15 protein-coding genes are annotated in these 12,846 nt (G+C 71.4%); 9 read left to right on the forward strand and 6 right to left on the reverse strand.

Going from position 1 to position 12,846, the window contains the following annotated elements; all coding sequences use genetic code 11:
- Positions 1-31 precede the first annotated feature (31 nt).
- Genes ACE7GA_RS19195 through ACE7GA_RS19225 form a run of 7 tightly spaced genes read left to right on the forward strand, consistent with a single transcriptional unit; the run spans position 32 to position 7,153 of the window.
- Positions 32-277, forward strand: a complete 246-nt coding sequence (locus ACE7GA_RS19195; RefSeq protein WP_376090109.1) for a type II toxin-antitoxin system CcdA family antitoxin — start codon at positions 32-34, stop codon at positions 275-277.
- Positions 277-582, forward strand: a complete 306-nt coding sequence (locus ACE7GA_RS19200; protein WP_376090112.1) for a CcdB family protein — start codon at positions 277-279, stop codon at positions 580-582. Before ACE7GA_RS19195 ends, ACE7GA_RS19200 begins: the two co-directional genes overlap by 1 nt.
- On the forward strand, positions 582-1,349 hold the full coding sequence (locus tag ACE7GA_RS19205; protein ID WP_376090115.1) for an SDR family NAD(P)-dependent oxidoreductase: 768 nt from the start codon (positions 582-584) through the stop codon (positions 1,347-1,349). Before ACE7GA_RS19200 ends, ACE7GA_RS19205 begins: the two co-directional genes overlap by 1 nt.
- On the forward strand, positions 1,349-2,962 hold the full coding sequence (gene ggt / locus ACE7GA_RS19210; RefSeq protein WP_376090117.1) for a gamma-glutamyltransferase: 1,614 nt from the start codon (positions 1,349-1,351) through the stop codon (positions 2,960-2,962). The genes ACE7GA_RS19205 and ggt overlap by 1 nt, the downstream gene beginning before the upstream one ends.
- Positions 2,963-2,967: 5 nt before the next feature.
- Positions 2,968-4,464: an amidase gene (locus ACE7GA_RS19215; RefSeq protein ID WP_376090121.1), complete on the forward strand. Its 1,497-nt coding sequence runs from the start codon at positions 2,968-2,970 to the stop codon at positions 4,462-4,464.
- 56 nt (positions 4,465-4,520) lie between these two features.
- Positions 4,521-6,140, forward strand: coding sequence for an ABC transporter substrate-binding protein (locus tag ACE7GA_RS19220; RefSeq protein ID WP_376090124.1), 1,620 nt, complete (start codon positions 4,521-4,523; stop codon positions 6,138-6,140).
- Positions 6,141-6,145: 5 nt separating this feature from the next.
- Entirely contained in the window at positions 6,146-7,153 is a 1,008-nt protein-coding gene (locus tag ACE7GA_RS19225; protein ID WP_376090127.1) for an alpha/beta hydrolase, read from the forward strand.
- A 42-nt stretch (positions 7,154-7,195) separates the two neighbouring features.
- Here the strand turns inward: ACE7GA_RS19225 and ACE7GA_RS19230 are convergent, their stop codons facing one another.
- From ACE7GA_RS19230 to ACE7GA_RS19240, 3 genes are all read right to left on the reverse strand, one after another.
- Positions 7,196-7,450 carry a hypothetical protein gene (locus ACE7GA_RS19230; RefSeq protein ID WP_376090130.1) on the reverse strand — a complete coding sequence of 85 codons (255 nt, stop codon included), beginning with the start codon at positions 7,448-7,450 and terminating at the stop codon, positions 7,196-7,198.
- Positions 7,447-7,740 carry a hypothetical protein gene (locus ACE7GA_RS19235; RefSeq protein WP_376090133.1) on the reverse strand — a complete coding sequence of 98 codons (294 nt, stop codon included), beginning with the start codon at positions 7,738-7,740 and terminating at the stop codon, positions 7,447-7,449. Before ACE7GA_RS19235 ends, ACE7GA_RS19230 begins: the two co-directional genes overlap by 4 nt.
- Positions 7,741-7,864: 124 nt before the next feature.
- On the reverse strand, positions 7,865-8,116 hold the full coding sequence (locus tag ACE7GA_RS19240) for an Lrp/AsnC ligand binding domain-containing protein (RefSeq protein ID WP_376090137.1): 252 nt from the start codon (positions 8,114-8,116) through the stop codon (positions 7,865-7,867).
- Between the two features lie 189 nt (positions 8,117-8,305).
- Here ACE7GA_RS19240 and ACE7GA_RS19245 point away from each other — a divergent pair, with 189 nt between their 5' ends.
- Positions 8,306-9,985, forward strand: a complete 1,680-nt coding sequence (locus ACE7GA_RS19245) for a thiamine pyrophosphate-dependent enzyme (RefSeq protein WP_376090140.1) — start codon at positions 8,306-8,308, stop codon at positions 9,983-9,985.
- Complete coding sequence (locus ACE7GA_RS19250; RefSeq protein WP_376090143.1) at positions 9,982-10,350, forward strand: cupin domain-containing protein; 369 nt, start codon at positions 9,982-9,984, stop codon at positions 10,348-10,350. The genes ACE7GA_RS19245 and ACE7GA_RS19250 overlap by 4 nt, the downstream gene beginning before the upstream one ends.
- A gap of 29 nt (positions 10,351-10,379) precedes the next feature.
- On the opposite strand, the gene ACE7GA_RS19255 is transcribed toward ACE7GA_RS19250, so the two are convergent.
- The 3 genes from ACE7GA_RS19255 to ACE7GA_RS19265 form a co-directional block, all read right to left on the reverse strand.
- Positions 10,380-11,012 carry a hypothetical protein gene (locus ACE7GA_RS19255; RefSeq protein ID WP_376090146.1) on the reverse strand — a complete coding sequence of 211 codons (633 nt, stop codon included), beginning with the start codon at positions 11,010-11,012 and terminating at the stop codon, positions 10,380-10,382.
- A 5-nt stretch (positions 11,013-11,017) separates the two neighbouring features.
- On the reverse strand, positions 11,018-11,695 hold the full coding sequence (locus tag ACE7GA_RS19260; protein ID WP_376090149.1) for a hypothetical protein: 678 nt from the start codon (positions 11,693-11,695) through the stop codon (positions 11,018-11,020).
- A gap of 174 nt (positions 11,696-11,869) precedes the next feature.
- Positions 11,870-12,838, reverse strand: a complete 969-nt coding sequence (locus ACE7GA_RS19265) for a Bug family tripartite tricarboxylate transporter substrate binding protein (RefSeq protein WP_376100368.1) — start codon at positions 12,836-12,838, stop codon at positions 11,870-11,872.
- Between the last annotated feature and the right edge of the window lie 8 nt (positions 12,839-12,846).

Raw genomic sequence — 12,846 nt, forward strand, 5'->3', positions numbered from 1 at the left:
ATGATGGCGCGATCCCGGAGCGTCCCTCGCCGTGAACCATACCCCTGACCTCCGCGCCCCTCGCCGCGCCACCAATGTCAGCCTTCCGTCGGACCTCGTCGTGCAGGCACGCGAACTCGGCGTAAACCTGTCGAAGGCCTGCGAGAATGGCATCAGGGAAGCCGTCGCCGAGGCGAAGCGGGATGCTTGGCAACGCGCGGCCGCGCCGGGGATCGCGGCCTACAACGAGCATGTCGAGAAGCACGGACCGCCCCTCGCGCCCTACCGCACGTTCTGATGGCGCGCTTCGACGTCCACTCCTTTCCCGGCGGAGGACGTCGCGGCTACCTCCTGGACGTGCAGGCCGACCTGCTGGACGGGATCGCGACCCGGATCGTCGTGCCCCTCCTGCCCCCGGACGCCACGCCGGTGATTATGCCTGACTTGAACCCGACCTTCGCCATAGCGACCGACCGCGTCGTGATGGCGACGACGCAGATGGCGAGCGTCCCGCGTCGCGAGCTCGGCCGGACGGTCGGCAACCTCGAAGCCGAACGCGACGCGATCACTCGCGCCCTCGACCTCCTCCTGACCGGTCTCTGATGCCCGACCTCCCAGCCACCCCGTCCTTCCGCGTGGACGGCCGCCGCGCCCTCGTCACCGGCGCGTCCGGCGGCATCGGCCGCGCCGCGGCCATCGCCCTCGCCGAGGCAGGGGCCGAGGTTGTCATGGCCGCCCGCACTCTCCCGGCGCTCGAGCGTACGGCGGCCGCGCTGACCGCCCGCGGTCTGAAGGCCGTCCCGCTCCACCTCGACGTCACCGACCGCGCGGCCGTCCGCCAGGCCGTCGCTGCCGAGGGCCCCTTTCAGATCCTCGTCAACAACGCGGGCACCAACATCCGGGAACCGCTGCTCGACGTGCGCGACGAGTCGCTCGACGCGCTGATCGACCTGAACCTCCGCGCCGCCTTCACCGTGGGGCAGGTCGTGGCCGCCGGCATGGTCACGGCGGGGCGGGGTGGGGCGATCGTCAACCTTTCCTCGGTCAACGGCCACGTCGCCGGGCTGAACCGCAGCGTCTACACCGCGACGAAGCACGGCATCGAAGGCCTGACGAAGGCCTGGGCCGTGGAGCTCGGCGCCCACGGCATCCGCGTGAACGCCGTCTGCCCCGGCTTCGTGGAGACCCCGCTGACCGAGGGCCTCCTTTCCGACCCGGACTTCCGCGCGCGGGAAGCCCGGCGTATGCCCCTGGGCCGGATCCTGACCGTCCAGGACGTGATGGGCGCGATCCTCTTCCTCGCCTCCCCCGCGGCCGCGGGAATCACGGGGGCGAGTCTCTTGATCGATGGGGGGCTGACGGCCGTCTGATGCGCGATTTCCACCTACCGGGGCGCTCGCCCGCCATGGCCATCAACGGCATGGCCGCGACGTCCATGCCCGGCGCGACGCTCGCCGCCCTCGACATCCTGCGGGCGGGAGGCAACGCGCTGGACGCCGCGATCGCGGCGGCGGCGGTGCTCGCGGTGATCGAGCCGCAGTCCACCGGCATCGGCGGCGACTGTTTTTGTCTGTACGCCCCGGCGACCGGCGGCGTGATTGCCATTAACGGCTCGGGCCGCGCGCCGGCCGCCGCGACCCCGGAAGCGCTGCGCGCCGCCGGCCTGACCGCGATGGTGGACACCTCCCCGCACTCGGTCACAGTCCCCGGCGCCGTCTCGGCGTGGGAGGCGCTGAACCAGGCGCACGGAAAGCTGGAACTCGGTCGCCTGCTTCAGGACGCCATCCGCTATGCGGAAGAGGGCTTCTCCCTCTCGGCGCGCGTCTCCTCGGACTGGGCGGACAGCGTGGAGAAACTGTCGAAGCACCCGGCGAGCGCGCGCCGCTGGCTGCGCGACGGCAAGGCCCCGGTCTTTGGTGACCGCTTCGTCCAGCCCGAACTCGCCGCGACCCTCCGTGCCATTGCGAAGAGCGGCAAGCGCGCCTTCTACGAGGGCGCGATCGCCGCGGACATGGTGAAGACCCTCCGGGACGCCGGCGGCCTGCATACCGAGGAGGACTTCGCCGAAGGCGCCGACGCCGCGGTCTTCGTCGATCCCATCTCCCGCGCGTGGCGCGGGATGGAGGTCTTCCAGTGCCCGCCGAACGGCTCCGGCCTGCTCGTCCTCATGCTGCTGGGCATCCTGGAAGGCTACGACACGCCGGGGGGAGGCCCTCTCTCCGTCGCCCGTCTGCACCGCCACGCGGAGGCCGCGCGGCTGGTGTACCGCGACCGGGACGCCTTCCTCGCCGATCCCTGGCAGAGCAACGTGCCGGTCGAGCGGCTGTTGTCTGACGAATACCTGACGCGCCTGCGCGGCATGATCCGCGACGACGCCGCGATGCCCGACCTGCCGCAGGCCGGCGACGCTGACTGGGCGAAGCACAAGGACACGGTCTACCTCTGCGTCGTGGATCGTGACGGCAACGCGTGTTCCTTTATCAACTCGCTCTTCGCGGGCTTCGGCACGGGCATCCTGGCCGAGGGCTCCGGCGTGATGCTGCAGAATCGCGGCTTCGGCTTCCGCCTCCAGGAAGGCCACCCGAACTGCATCGCGCCGCGCAAGCGCCCGATGCACACGATCATCCCGGGCATGGTGATGAAGGACGGGAAGGCCGTGATGCCCTACGGCGTCATGGGCGGCCACTTCCAGCCGATGGGCCAATCCTACTTCCTGGCCAACCACTTCCAGTACGGGCTGGACGTGCAGGAGGCCTTGGACCTGCCCCGTCTCTTCCCCGCCCCGGGCAAGGACCACCGCACCATCCAGATCGAAAACGGCTTGCCCCAGGCGGCGCGGGACGGCCTGTCGGCGCTCGGCCATACCGTCGCGACGATCGCCAAGCCGCATGGCGGCGGTCAGGCCATCCTCATCGACCGCGAACGTGGCGTCCTGATCGGGGGCTCCGACCCCCGCAAGGACGGCTGCGCGATGGGGTACTGAGCGCGATGGAACCCTGCGAACTCACCGCTCTTGAGGCGCGCCGCCTCATCGGCGCGAAGAAACTCTCCCCCGTCGAACTGCTCGATTCCTGCCTCCGCCGCATCGCCCTCGTGAACCATGCGGTGAACGCCGTCGTCGCGATGGATGAGGAGGGCGCGCGCCGCGACGCCAAGGCCGCCGAGGACGCGGTCATGCGCGGCGACCGGCTCGGCGCGCTGCACGGCCTGCCGATCGGGATCAAGGACCTGGAGGAAACGAAGGGCCTCGTCACCACTCACGGCTCGCCGATCTTCAAGGACAACGTTCCGACGAAGGACCTCGGATCCGTGGCGCGCCTCCGTGCCGCGGGCGGCATCATCTTCGCCAAGACGAACACGCCGGAATTCGGCGCCGGCGCCAACACCCGCAACGCGGTCTACGGCGCGACGGGCAATCCGCACGACCCCGCGCGCTCCGCGGCCGGCTCCTCCGGCGGCTCCGGCGTGGCCCTGGCTTGCGACATGGCGCCGATCTGCTCGGGGTCCGACACCGGCGGGTCGCTCCGCAACCCCGCGGCCTTCAACGGGATCGTCGGCTTCCGCCCCAGCCCCGGCCTCGTCGCGTCGGAACGCCGCCTCCTCGGCTGGTCCAACCTGCCGGTGCTCGGCCCCATGGCGCGCAACACGCCGGACGTCGCACTGATGCTGTCGGCGATGATCTCCGACGACGCGCACGACCCGCTCTCCTACACCATCCACGGTGGCACGGGACGCCTGCGCCACGGCGACTACCACCCCGTCCCGCAGGTCGATCTCGCCTCGCTCCGTGTCGCGGCGACGCCCGATTTCGGCATCGCCCCTGTCGAGCACGGCGTCCGCGACACCTTCGAAGGCCGCATCGCCGCCCTGTCGCCGCTGTTCGGCACCGTCACACGCGACTGCCCCGACTGCTCCGGCGCCGACGAGGCCTTCGAGGTGCTGCGCGCCATGAACTTCCTCGCGGCCCATCGCGAGAAAGTCGAGAAGACGCCGCACCTCGTCGGCCCCAACGTCCGCGCGAACGTCGAGGAGGGGATGCGCTACACCCTCGCCGACGGCGCCCGCGCCTCAGCGCTCCAGACCGCCCTCTACCTCCGCTGGCAGCGCTTCTTCGAGGCCGGTACGGACCTGATCCTGACGCCGGCCATCACGATTTCCCCTCGTCCCTGGTCCGAACTCTACCCGGCCGAGATCAACGGCCAGAAGACGCGGACCTACTTCCACTGGCTGGCCCTGGCCTACATCGTCACGCTCACGGGTCACCCGGCGATCAGCATTCCGCTCGGCCGTGACGCGCTCGGCATGCCCTTCGGCCTGCAGATCGTCGGCCCGCGCGGCGGCGATGCCCTCGTCCTCGCCGCGGCCGCGGCGATCGAGGCCGCGGTCGCAGGCGACGCTGCCTTGGCCCGCCCGCGCCCTGACATCGCCGCGCTGGCGAAGGCACCGCCCATTTCCTCCATGCCCGGCTTCCTCGGCTTCGACTGACCACCACCGGTGCGGCCGCCTGGCCGCGTCCCCGACCGCCCGACAAGGATCGCCCCATGCGCCGTTCCGTCCCCGTTTGGGCCGCCCTCCTGGCCGCCCCGCTCGCCCTCGCCGCGCTGCCAGCCGCGGCGCAGACCCTTCGCATCGGACTCGCCGCGGAGACGACGACCGCCGATCCGCACGGCTACGCCGTCACGCCCAACGCCACGCTGCGTTTTTCCGTGTGGCAGGGGCTGGTGGACCAGGCCGCCGACCTCTCCATCACCCCCGCCCTCGCCACGGCGTGGGAGCGGGAGGGCGACAACGTCTGGCGCTTCACCCTCCGCCCCGGCGTGAAGTTCCACAACGGCGCCGACTTCACGGCGCAGGACGTCGTCGCCTCTTACTGCCGCATCATCAACAATGACGGCGAGGTCGCGCAGTCCTATTCCCGCCTCGTCCGCCCCCTGGCGAACGTCGAGGCATTGGACCCCATGACGGTCCGCATCACGACGAAGGAACCGAACCCGCTTCTCCTCAACGACCTCGCCAGCCTGGTCATCATTCCCCGTTCGCTGGTGCCTGCGGGCACGCTGAACTTCGCGGCGGGCCCGCAATGCGGCGTCACGGGGCAGTGGCCGGCATCCACTGCCTTCAACGATGGCAGCGCCGCGATCGGCACCGGCCCCTTCCGCCTAACCACCTACACCCGCAGCGGCACGATCGAACTGACGCGTTACGACGGCTACTGGGGCGACAAGCCGCACTGGCAGACCGTCCGCATGACGCCGGTCACCGCTCCCGGCCCGCGGCTCGCCGGCCTGCTCGCGAACGACAACGACATCATCGAGGCCCCGGGCACCGCCGACCTTGCGCGCCTGCGTCAGAACACCGCGCTGCAGGTGACGACCTCGCCGACCACGCGGCTGATCTTCCTGCAACTCGACACCGCGCGCTCCCCGTCCCCCTTCGTTCAGGGCGGCAGCCAGCCTAACCCGCTGCGTGACGCCCGGGTGCGGCAGGCGCTGTCCCTCGCCCTCGACCGCCGCGCCCTCTATGCCCGCACGATGGACGAGGTGACGATCCCCGCTGCGCAGTTCCTGCCCGATGGCATGGCCGGCACGCTCCCCGGCCGGCCCGTCCTGCCCTACGATCCCGCGCGTGCCCGAGCCCTGCTGGCCGAGGCCGGTTTCCCCGACGGCTTCGCGCTGACCTTTCACGCCACGAACAACCGCTACATCAACGACGGCCGCCTTGCGCAGGCCATCGCGCAGTACTGGCAGCGCATCGGCGTCCGCGTCGAGCTCGACACCATGCCGAGCGCCGTCTTCTTCACCCGCCGCGCCCGGCGCGAGTTTTCCGTCGCGATGGGCGGCTGGTCCGCCAGCGCCGCCGAGACGATGCTGTTCTTCCAGTCCTGGCTCGTCAGCACCGACGCGAACCGCGGCCAGGGCACGAGCAACTACGGCGGCTGGTCCAGCCCGGAGTTCGACGCGGTGGCGCAGCGTGCCTTCACCACGATGGACCCCGCCGCCCGCGCCGACCTGCTGCGCGAGGCCGGCCGGATCGCGCTGGACCAGATGCCCGTGGTCCCCGTCCACTTCGAAGGCGCGTCCTGGGCCATGCGCCGCATGATCCGCTATGCCGGCCGCGTTGACGAGACGACGCGCGCCGCGGAAATCCGCCCGGCGCAGTGACGCCAATGCGCCGCCGCATCCTCCTCGCGGCGGCGCTGCTCCCGGCGACGGCGCTTGCCCAGCGCCGGCGGCCGCCCCGACCGGCCGACCTCGCGGCCATCAGACCGGATCCCGCCATGCCCTTCGCCCCGCAACTGGCCGCGGCCTTTGCCGCCCCCGGCCGCGCTTCCATCGTGTTCGAGGACCCCGCTGGCGACCCGGATCGCCCGGTGATCCTCCACGGCTACCGCCCCGCCGCGCATCGGCCGGAGGACCCGGTCGTCATCGTTCAGCATGGAATGGGCCGGAACGGCGACGAATACCGCGACTTCTGGATCGAGGCCGCGGAGCGCCACCGGCTGCTGATCTTGGCTCCGACCTTTTCCGACGCCGCCTGGCCCGGCGCCGCCCATTACAACAACGGCTTCGTGCTCGCGGCGGACGGCACCGTCCGTCCGCGCGACCGCTGGAACTACGGCGTTCCCGCCCGCGTCCTGGCCGCGCTGCGTGAGGCCGGCCTGACCACCCGGATCCAGGCGCGGATCTTCGGTCATTCTGCCGGCGGCCAGTACCTCCACCGCCTGCTCTCGACCCAGCCCCACGCCTCCTTCGAGGCCGCGACGATTGGAAACCCAGGCTGGTACACCCTGCCCACCCTCGACCGCCGGTTTCCCGAGGGGATGGGTGGCATCGGCCTCGGCGATGCGGAGGTGACGGCGCTCCTGTCCTACCCGCTCACGATCCTGGCCGGGGAGGGCGACATCGAGACGAGCGGCCCCAGCCTCCCGTCCAACCCCGAAGCCATCGCGCAGGGCCCGCATCGCTTCGCGAGGGCGCGGACCTATTTCGATTTCGGCCAGGCCGCGGCCGCGCGCCACGGGATCGCCTGCAACTGGCGGCTCGTCCCGGTGCCGCATATCGGCCACGACGGCGCCGCCATGTCCCGCTGCGCCGCCAGCCTCTGGTTCGAGGGGCGGCTGCCGCCCGAATCCACCCTTGCCCACTGGGGCCGCGCCAAGGCGGGAGCCCTCTAGGCCCCCGCCCTCACGCTGTTCTCGGGCCGACCTGCCGGCGCCCTACCAGCGCCGGTATCCGTACCCGTAGCCATAGGCGCGCGGCGGCCCGTAGTAATACCGCGGCGCTGGGGCGTAATAGGCCGGCGGCGCGTAGTAGTAGGACGGCCGGGCCGAGCTCGCGATGGCCGCCCCGGCCACCGCGCCGACGCCGGCCCCGACCAGTCCGGACGCGAGCGGGTCAGGCTGCCCGTAGGGGCCGTAGCACCCGCCGAGCGCGAGGCCGGCCGCGGCGAGGACCGCGAGACGCATCTTCATCGCCAACCTCCATATCCCCCGGCATAGCCACGATAGCCGCGGTTGCCGTTGCCGTAATAACCATAATCGCGGCCCCGGGTTTGCCCCCGGACCTGCCGATGACCGTCACGGTTGTCGCTCGCCAGCGCCGCGACCGCGCCTGCCGCGAGGCCGAGCCCGGCTCCGAGGGCGAGCGTGCTGCCCCAGTCCGTCCGGCCGTAGCCGTCCGTGCAGGCCGCCGTGCCAAGGGCGGCGGTCAGCGCCAGCACCCGGCCGGCGCGCGAGATGTGGGAGAAGAACGGAACACCCATGGGGCATACCTCCGATGCCCCCGAAGATGGGCGCCCCCATGTCCGGCCCGCGGCACCCCTGCGGCAGGGCGCGGCGGAACCGGGGTCTTTTCGTGGCGGCCAGTTCGCGCGGCCGGCGCGTCCCTCAGCGACCGCCGGAGAAGGCGTTGAAGGTCTGCAGCGTGTAGGTGTCCTTCACGCCGGACACGCTCTGCACCCGCTCCACGACGAAGAGCCCGATGTCCTGCTCCGGCTCCAGGTAGAACTTCCCGAGCAGGTCGTACTGCCCGGAGGTCGAGTGCATCTCCGACAGCTCGGGGATGCTGTCCGCCATCTCCCGCGCCACGCGATAGGCCTGGCCCATCTCGCACTTGATCATGACGAAGATGGCCCGCATCGCGATCCCCCGCTCCAATCCTGTGCCCGAAGATGGACGCCCGCGGCCACGCGGGGAAGGGCAGGGCACCCGGCGGAACGCGCCGGAGGACGACCGCCCCTTGCGGGCACCGCCTTGGGCCGGGGAGGGCGGGTGGCCGCGCCGGCCCGCCGCGGCTAACCTCCGCCCGGATCGCGAGGGAGGGTCGAGATGGACGGCATGGCGGGCCTGGGCACGCGCACCGGCGGGCAACTCATCGCCGACGCCCTCGTCGCGCAGGGCGTGACGCACGTCTTCTCCGTCCCCGGCGAGTCCTTCCTCGACGTGCTCGACGGCCTCTACGAACGGCGCGACCAGGTGGACCTCATCACCTGCCGCTTCGAAGCCGGCGCCGTCCACATGGCCGAGGCGCATGGGAAGCTCACCGGCAAGCCGGGCGTCGCCATCGTCACCCGCGGCCCCGGCGCCTGCCACGCCTCGATCGGCGTGCACGTCGCGAACCAGGACAGCACGCCGCTGGTGCTGCTGGTCGGCCAGATCCCCTTCGCCGAGACGGACCGCGACACCTTCCAGGAGGTGGACTACCGCAAGATGTTCGCCCCGCTCGCGAAATGGGTGACGCAGATCGATGACGCGGCCCGCATCCCCGAACTGATGGCCCGCGCCTTCCACGTTGCGACCTCCGGCCGCCCCGGACCCGTCGTCGTCGCGATTTCCGAGGAGATGCAGAAGGCCCGGGTCGTCGTCCCCGACATCGGCCCTGCGAAGGTCCTGCCCGCCCACCCCGCGCCGCGCGCCATCCCGCGGCTTCTGGAGATGCTGGACGAGGCCAAGCGCCCGCTGATCGTGATGGGCGGCACCTGCTGGTCGGACGAAGGCCGCGCCGCGGTCCGCGCCTTTGCCGAGGCGCACGACATACCGGTCACAGTCGGCTTCCGCCGAATGGGCCTCTTCGACGGGACGTCGCAGCTCTACGCCGGCGACCTCGGCGTCGGTGCGGACCCGGGGTTGGTCAAACTGGTCAAGCAGTCGGACCTGGTCCTGGCCATCGGCTCCCGCCTCGGCGAGGCGACGAGCCAGGGCTACACCCTCTTTCCCGAGACCGGCGCCACTATCGTGCAGGTCCACCCGGACCCCGCCGAGATCGGCCGCGTCTTCCGCGTCGCCCTCGGCATCACCGCCGACCTCAACGCCTTCGCGTTGGCCCTGCGCGACGCCGCGCCGGCGAAGCCCCGCCCCTGGGCCGAATGGCGCCGCTCCCTCCGCGCGCAGCGCGAGGCCACCGCGACGGCCCCCGACTACGCCGGCCCACTGAACTTCGCGCGTGCCCTTCAGGCGCTTGAGCCCGAACTGTCGGACGACACGATCTTCACCTGCGACGCCGGCAACTTCGCGACCTGGCTCAACCGCTTCATGCATGTGCGGGAGGGACAGGATTTCCTCGGCCCGACCAACGGCGCCATGGGATACGGCGCCCCCGCCGCGATCGGCGCCGCCATCCTCAACCCGGGACGCTGCGTCATCGGCCTGATCGGCGACGGCGGCTTCCTCATGACGGGGCAGGAGATCGCGACGGCCTTCCAGCACGGCGCCGCGCCCATCCTGATCGTCGTCAACAACGCGGGCTACGGCACGATCCGCATGTATCAGGAACGTGCCTATCCCGGACGCGTCTCCGGCACGCAGCTCACCAATCCCGACTTCCGCAAGTTCATCGAGGCCTTCGGCGGCCACGGCGAGCTGGTGACCGCGACCGACGAACTCGTCCCCGCCTTCCGCCGGGCCCGCGCGAGCGGCCTGCCCTCCGTCATCGAGGTCCGACTGCCGATGGAACAGGTCACCCACCGCGCCACCGTCACCGAACTCCGCGCGCAGGCAGCGAAGTCGTGAGCGCCGTGACGCAGGAGGCGGAAGGCCGCCTCGTCGTCCTCGAGATCCCCGCCGAGGGCAAGCCCGGCGCCCCGCCGCCCGAGAAGGTCCTCGAGGGCAACCCGACCTTCCGCACCTTCGCCGGCTACAAGAGCCCCGACGGCACGCTCCACGCCGGCCAGTGGGAGGCGACGCCCGGCACTTGGCGCATCGCCTATACGCGGTGGGAGTGGATGCGCCTCCACTCCGGCCGCTGCGTCATCCGCGACGAAGCGGGCAACGAGTGGCGCCTCGGCCCCGGCGACGTCTTCGTCATCGAACCGGGGTTCCGTGGCACCTGGCAGGTGCTGGAAACGATGCGGAAGGACTACGTGATCCGGCCCTGACCGGATCTGCCTCCCGTGCGGGGGTGCCGTCAGGGAACCGTCGGGACGGGAACGACGCTGACCTGCACGGTCCCGTTCAGGGCGTAGACCGCGTCGTTCGCGCGAACGACATCCGGTACTGTCGGCGGCGGGACGTAGATGATGATCGGGACCGCCGCCGCGACCTGCACCCCGCCCTCGGGGATGGCACTGAGGCGGAGGACCACCGGCCTGCCGAGCATGGCGCGATCGGCGGCGACGACGAGCCAGCGCTCCTCGCCCCGCAGCCGGGCACCGGCGGTCAGGCCGCCCACATTGGCGCGGAAGTCCTCCGGCCCGATCTGGCGGACAACCCGGCCGGAGGCATCGTGCAAGGTCACGCGCGGGGAGACGAGGGTCCCCTGGGCGACGCTGAGGATATTTACCGTCGCGGCCGGCGTGCCCTGCGGCAGGCCGAAGATGGCATAGGTCGTCGCAGCGCCCGAATCCGCGGCCTGGATGCACCGGCCTTCCGCCCCGAGCCGCGCGACGGCTCCCGGGCGACGGTCGAAGGCGACCGGCTGCGCCGTCTCCAGCGCCGGCGAGCGATCGCAGGCGCGGTTCCCGACGTCGAGGAGCGGCGGTTCCGGCACGGCGCAGGCCGCGAGGAGCAGCGTCGCCCCGATCGCGAGGAGGCGTACCACCGTCCTCATCCGAGCCGCCGCACGACGCCGTCGGCCGCCGCGGTCAGCGCAGCACGCAGGCTGGCGACCGTGAGGTCGGGCCGCGCCTCCATCTGGGAGAAGCTGCTGAAGGTCGCCTGGCCCGGGTCGGCCGCGCCGACCGTGCCCTCAACGCCGTTGATGGTCACGGCATCCTGCATCATCACGGAGCGGTCCCGAGCATCCACCAGCCGGGCGCGCACCAGGACCGTCGGTCGGTACGGTGAGGTGTCCCGGTCATCATGGGCGAGGAAGCCGTACGCCAGGACCACTACGTCGAGCACGGCGTCGCGGTCCGCCCCCTGCCGGTACGTCTCCAGGAAGTTGCGCCGCACGGGGCTCGCCGTTTCCCGCACGATCGCCAGGTTCCGTGCGACGAGGCGCTCGCTCAACGCCAGATCGAATTGTGCCTGCGCGTCGAAGCGCTGGGAGGCCAGCATGGTCTTGATGGCCTCGATGCGGTTGTTCCGGACGACGGCGCCCGCCACTGCCCCGATCAGCCCGAAATGCTGCGATGCCGTATTGGTGACGGCGATATCCGGGCTTCCGGGGAAGGCGACGGTGGGTACGGCAACGCGCTTGACTCGCGCCATCGCTTCCCGATCGATGGCCACAGGAGGGTTGGTCGCGCAACCCGCAAGGCCGGCGACGCCGACGAGAAACAAGGCGCGACGACCGACATAAGGGACGGAGGACATACGAAGGACTGTTGCTCGCATTTTCGTGAGCGGCATTTTAGTTGCCCTCCCGAATGGGTCAAGCGCGCTGAAACCTCCGGTTGCCGTGCGACGCCGCTGCTGCCGCTTGCGTTGCCGCTTCTTTCAGTCCGTCGCGCTTGGTCAGTCCGTCGCGCGCAGACCCAGTTCCGGGACCTTCCGCGCCCAGAAGGCGCTTTCCTCCCGCACCGCCACCCCGAAGGCCGCCCGCGGCCGGTTGAGCCCGGCATCCAGCCCTTCGTTCGCCAGCCGCTCCAGGAAGCGCGGGGTCGCCATGGCGCGCTTGGCCGCGGCCTCGTAGCGGTCCAGCAGCGCCGCGTTCACGCCATTCGGCGCGAAGAGGCCGTGCCAGCCCGTGATGACCAAGCCGGGCAGCCCGGCCTCCGACAGCGTCGGCACGTCGGGCAGTTGCGGCATCCGCCGCTCCCCCGTCACCGCCAGCGCCTTCACCCGCCCGTCCCGCACCAACATGATCGCCGGCGGCGGCGAGGAGAAGTTCATGTCGATGCTGCCGCCCACCACGTCCATCAGCGCCGGCGCCGTGCCGCGGTAGCTGATGTGCTCCATCGGCACGCCCACGGCTTCCGCGAACAGCACGCCCGCCAGGTGGTTGTTCCCCCCGACGCCCGAGGAGGAGAAGGTGATGCTGCCCCGCGGCCGCGACCGCATGTAGGCGATGAGCTCCTGCAGCGTCCCGACATTGAGCTTCGGGTTCGCCACGAGCACGTACTGGTACGACGACGTCTGCGCCACCGCCGTCAGCGCATCCGCCAACACCACGCGATCGCCCGCCTGCAGATGCGGCGCGATGACGACGTTGGTGCCGACGGCGTAGAGCAGCGTCGTCCCGTCCGGCCGCGACCGTGCCACGGCGAGCGAGCCGACGTAGCCTGCCGCCCCCGCCCGATTGTCCACGACGACGTTCTGCCCGCCGAGTTCCGCGGTCAGGCCGTTCGCGAACTCCCGCGCCGCGATGTCCGTCCCGCCGCCCGGCGCATAGGGCACGATGAGCGAGATCGGCCGATTGGTCTGTGCCAAGACCGGCCCGGCCAGCCCCGCCAGCGCCAGCCCGCCGAAGCCCCGACGCGTCATTCGTACCA

This window comes from Roseomonas sp. CCTCC AB2023176, from assembly GCF_042259275.1.
In the GTDB taxonomy this organism is placed as follows: Bacteria; Pseudomonadota; Alphaproteobacteria; order Acetobacterales; family Acetobacteraceae; genus Roseomonas.

Bases quoted from the DNA above. Each gene is read 5' to 3' on its own strand.
- ACE7GA_RS19200 (WP_376090112.1), top strand. From the start codon at position 277: ATGGCGCGCTTCGACGTCCACTCCTTTCCCGGCGGAGGACGTCGCGGC.
- ACE7GA_RS19205 (WP_376090115.1), top strand. From the start codon at position 582: ATGCCCGACCTCCCAGCCACCCCGTCCTTCCGCGTGGACGGCCGCCGC.
- ggt (WP_376090117.1), top strand. From the start codon at position 1,349: ATGCGCGATTTCCACCTACCGGGGCGCTCGCCCGCCATGGCCATCAAC.
- ACE7GA_RS19215 (WP_376090121.1), top strand. From the start codon at position 2,968: ATGGAACCCTGCGAACTCACCGCTCTTGAGGCGCGCCGCCTCATCGGC.
- ACE7GA_RS19220 (WP_376090124.1), top strand. From the start codon at position 4,521: ATGCGCCGTTCCGTCCCCGTTTGGGCCGCCCTCCTGGCCGCCCCGCTC.
- ACE7GA_RS19225 (WP_376090127.1), top strand. From the start codon at position 6,146: ATGCGCCGCCGCATCCTCCTCGCGGCGGCGCTGCTCCCGGCGACGGCG.
- ACE7GA_RS19230 (WP_376090130.1), bottom strand. From the start codon at position 7,450: ATGAAGATGCGTCTCGCGGTCCTCGCCGCGGCCGGCCTCGCGCTCGGC.
- ACE7GA_RS19235 (WP_376090133.1), bottom strand. From the start codon at position 7,740: ATGGGTGTTCCGTTCTTCTCCCACATCTCGCGCGCCGGCCGGGTGCTG.
- ACE7GA_RS19240 (WP_376090137.1), bottom strand. From the start codon at position 8,116: ATGCGGGCCATCTTCGTCATGATCAAGTGCGAGATGGGCCAGGCCTAT.
- ACE7GA_RS19245 (WP_376090140.1), top strand. From the start codon at position 8,306: ATGGACGGCATGGCGGGCCTGGGCACGCGCACCGGCGGGCAACTCATC.
- ACE7GA_RS19265 (WP_376100368.1), bottom strand. From the start codon at position 12,838: ATGACGCGTCGGGGCTTCGGCGGGCTGGCGCTGGCGGGGCTGGCCGGG.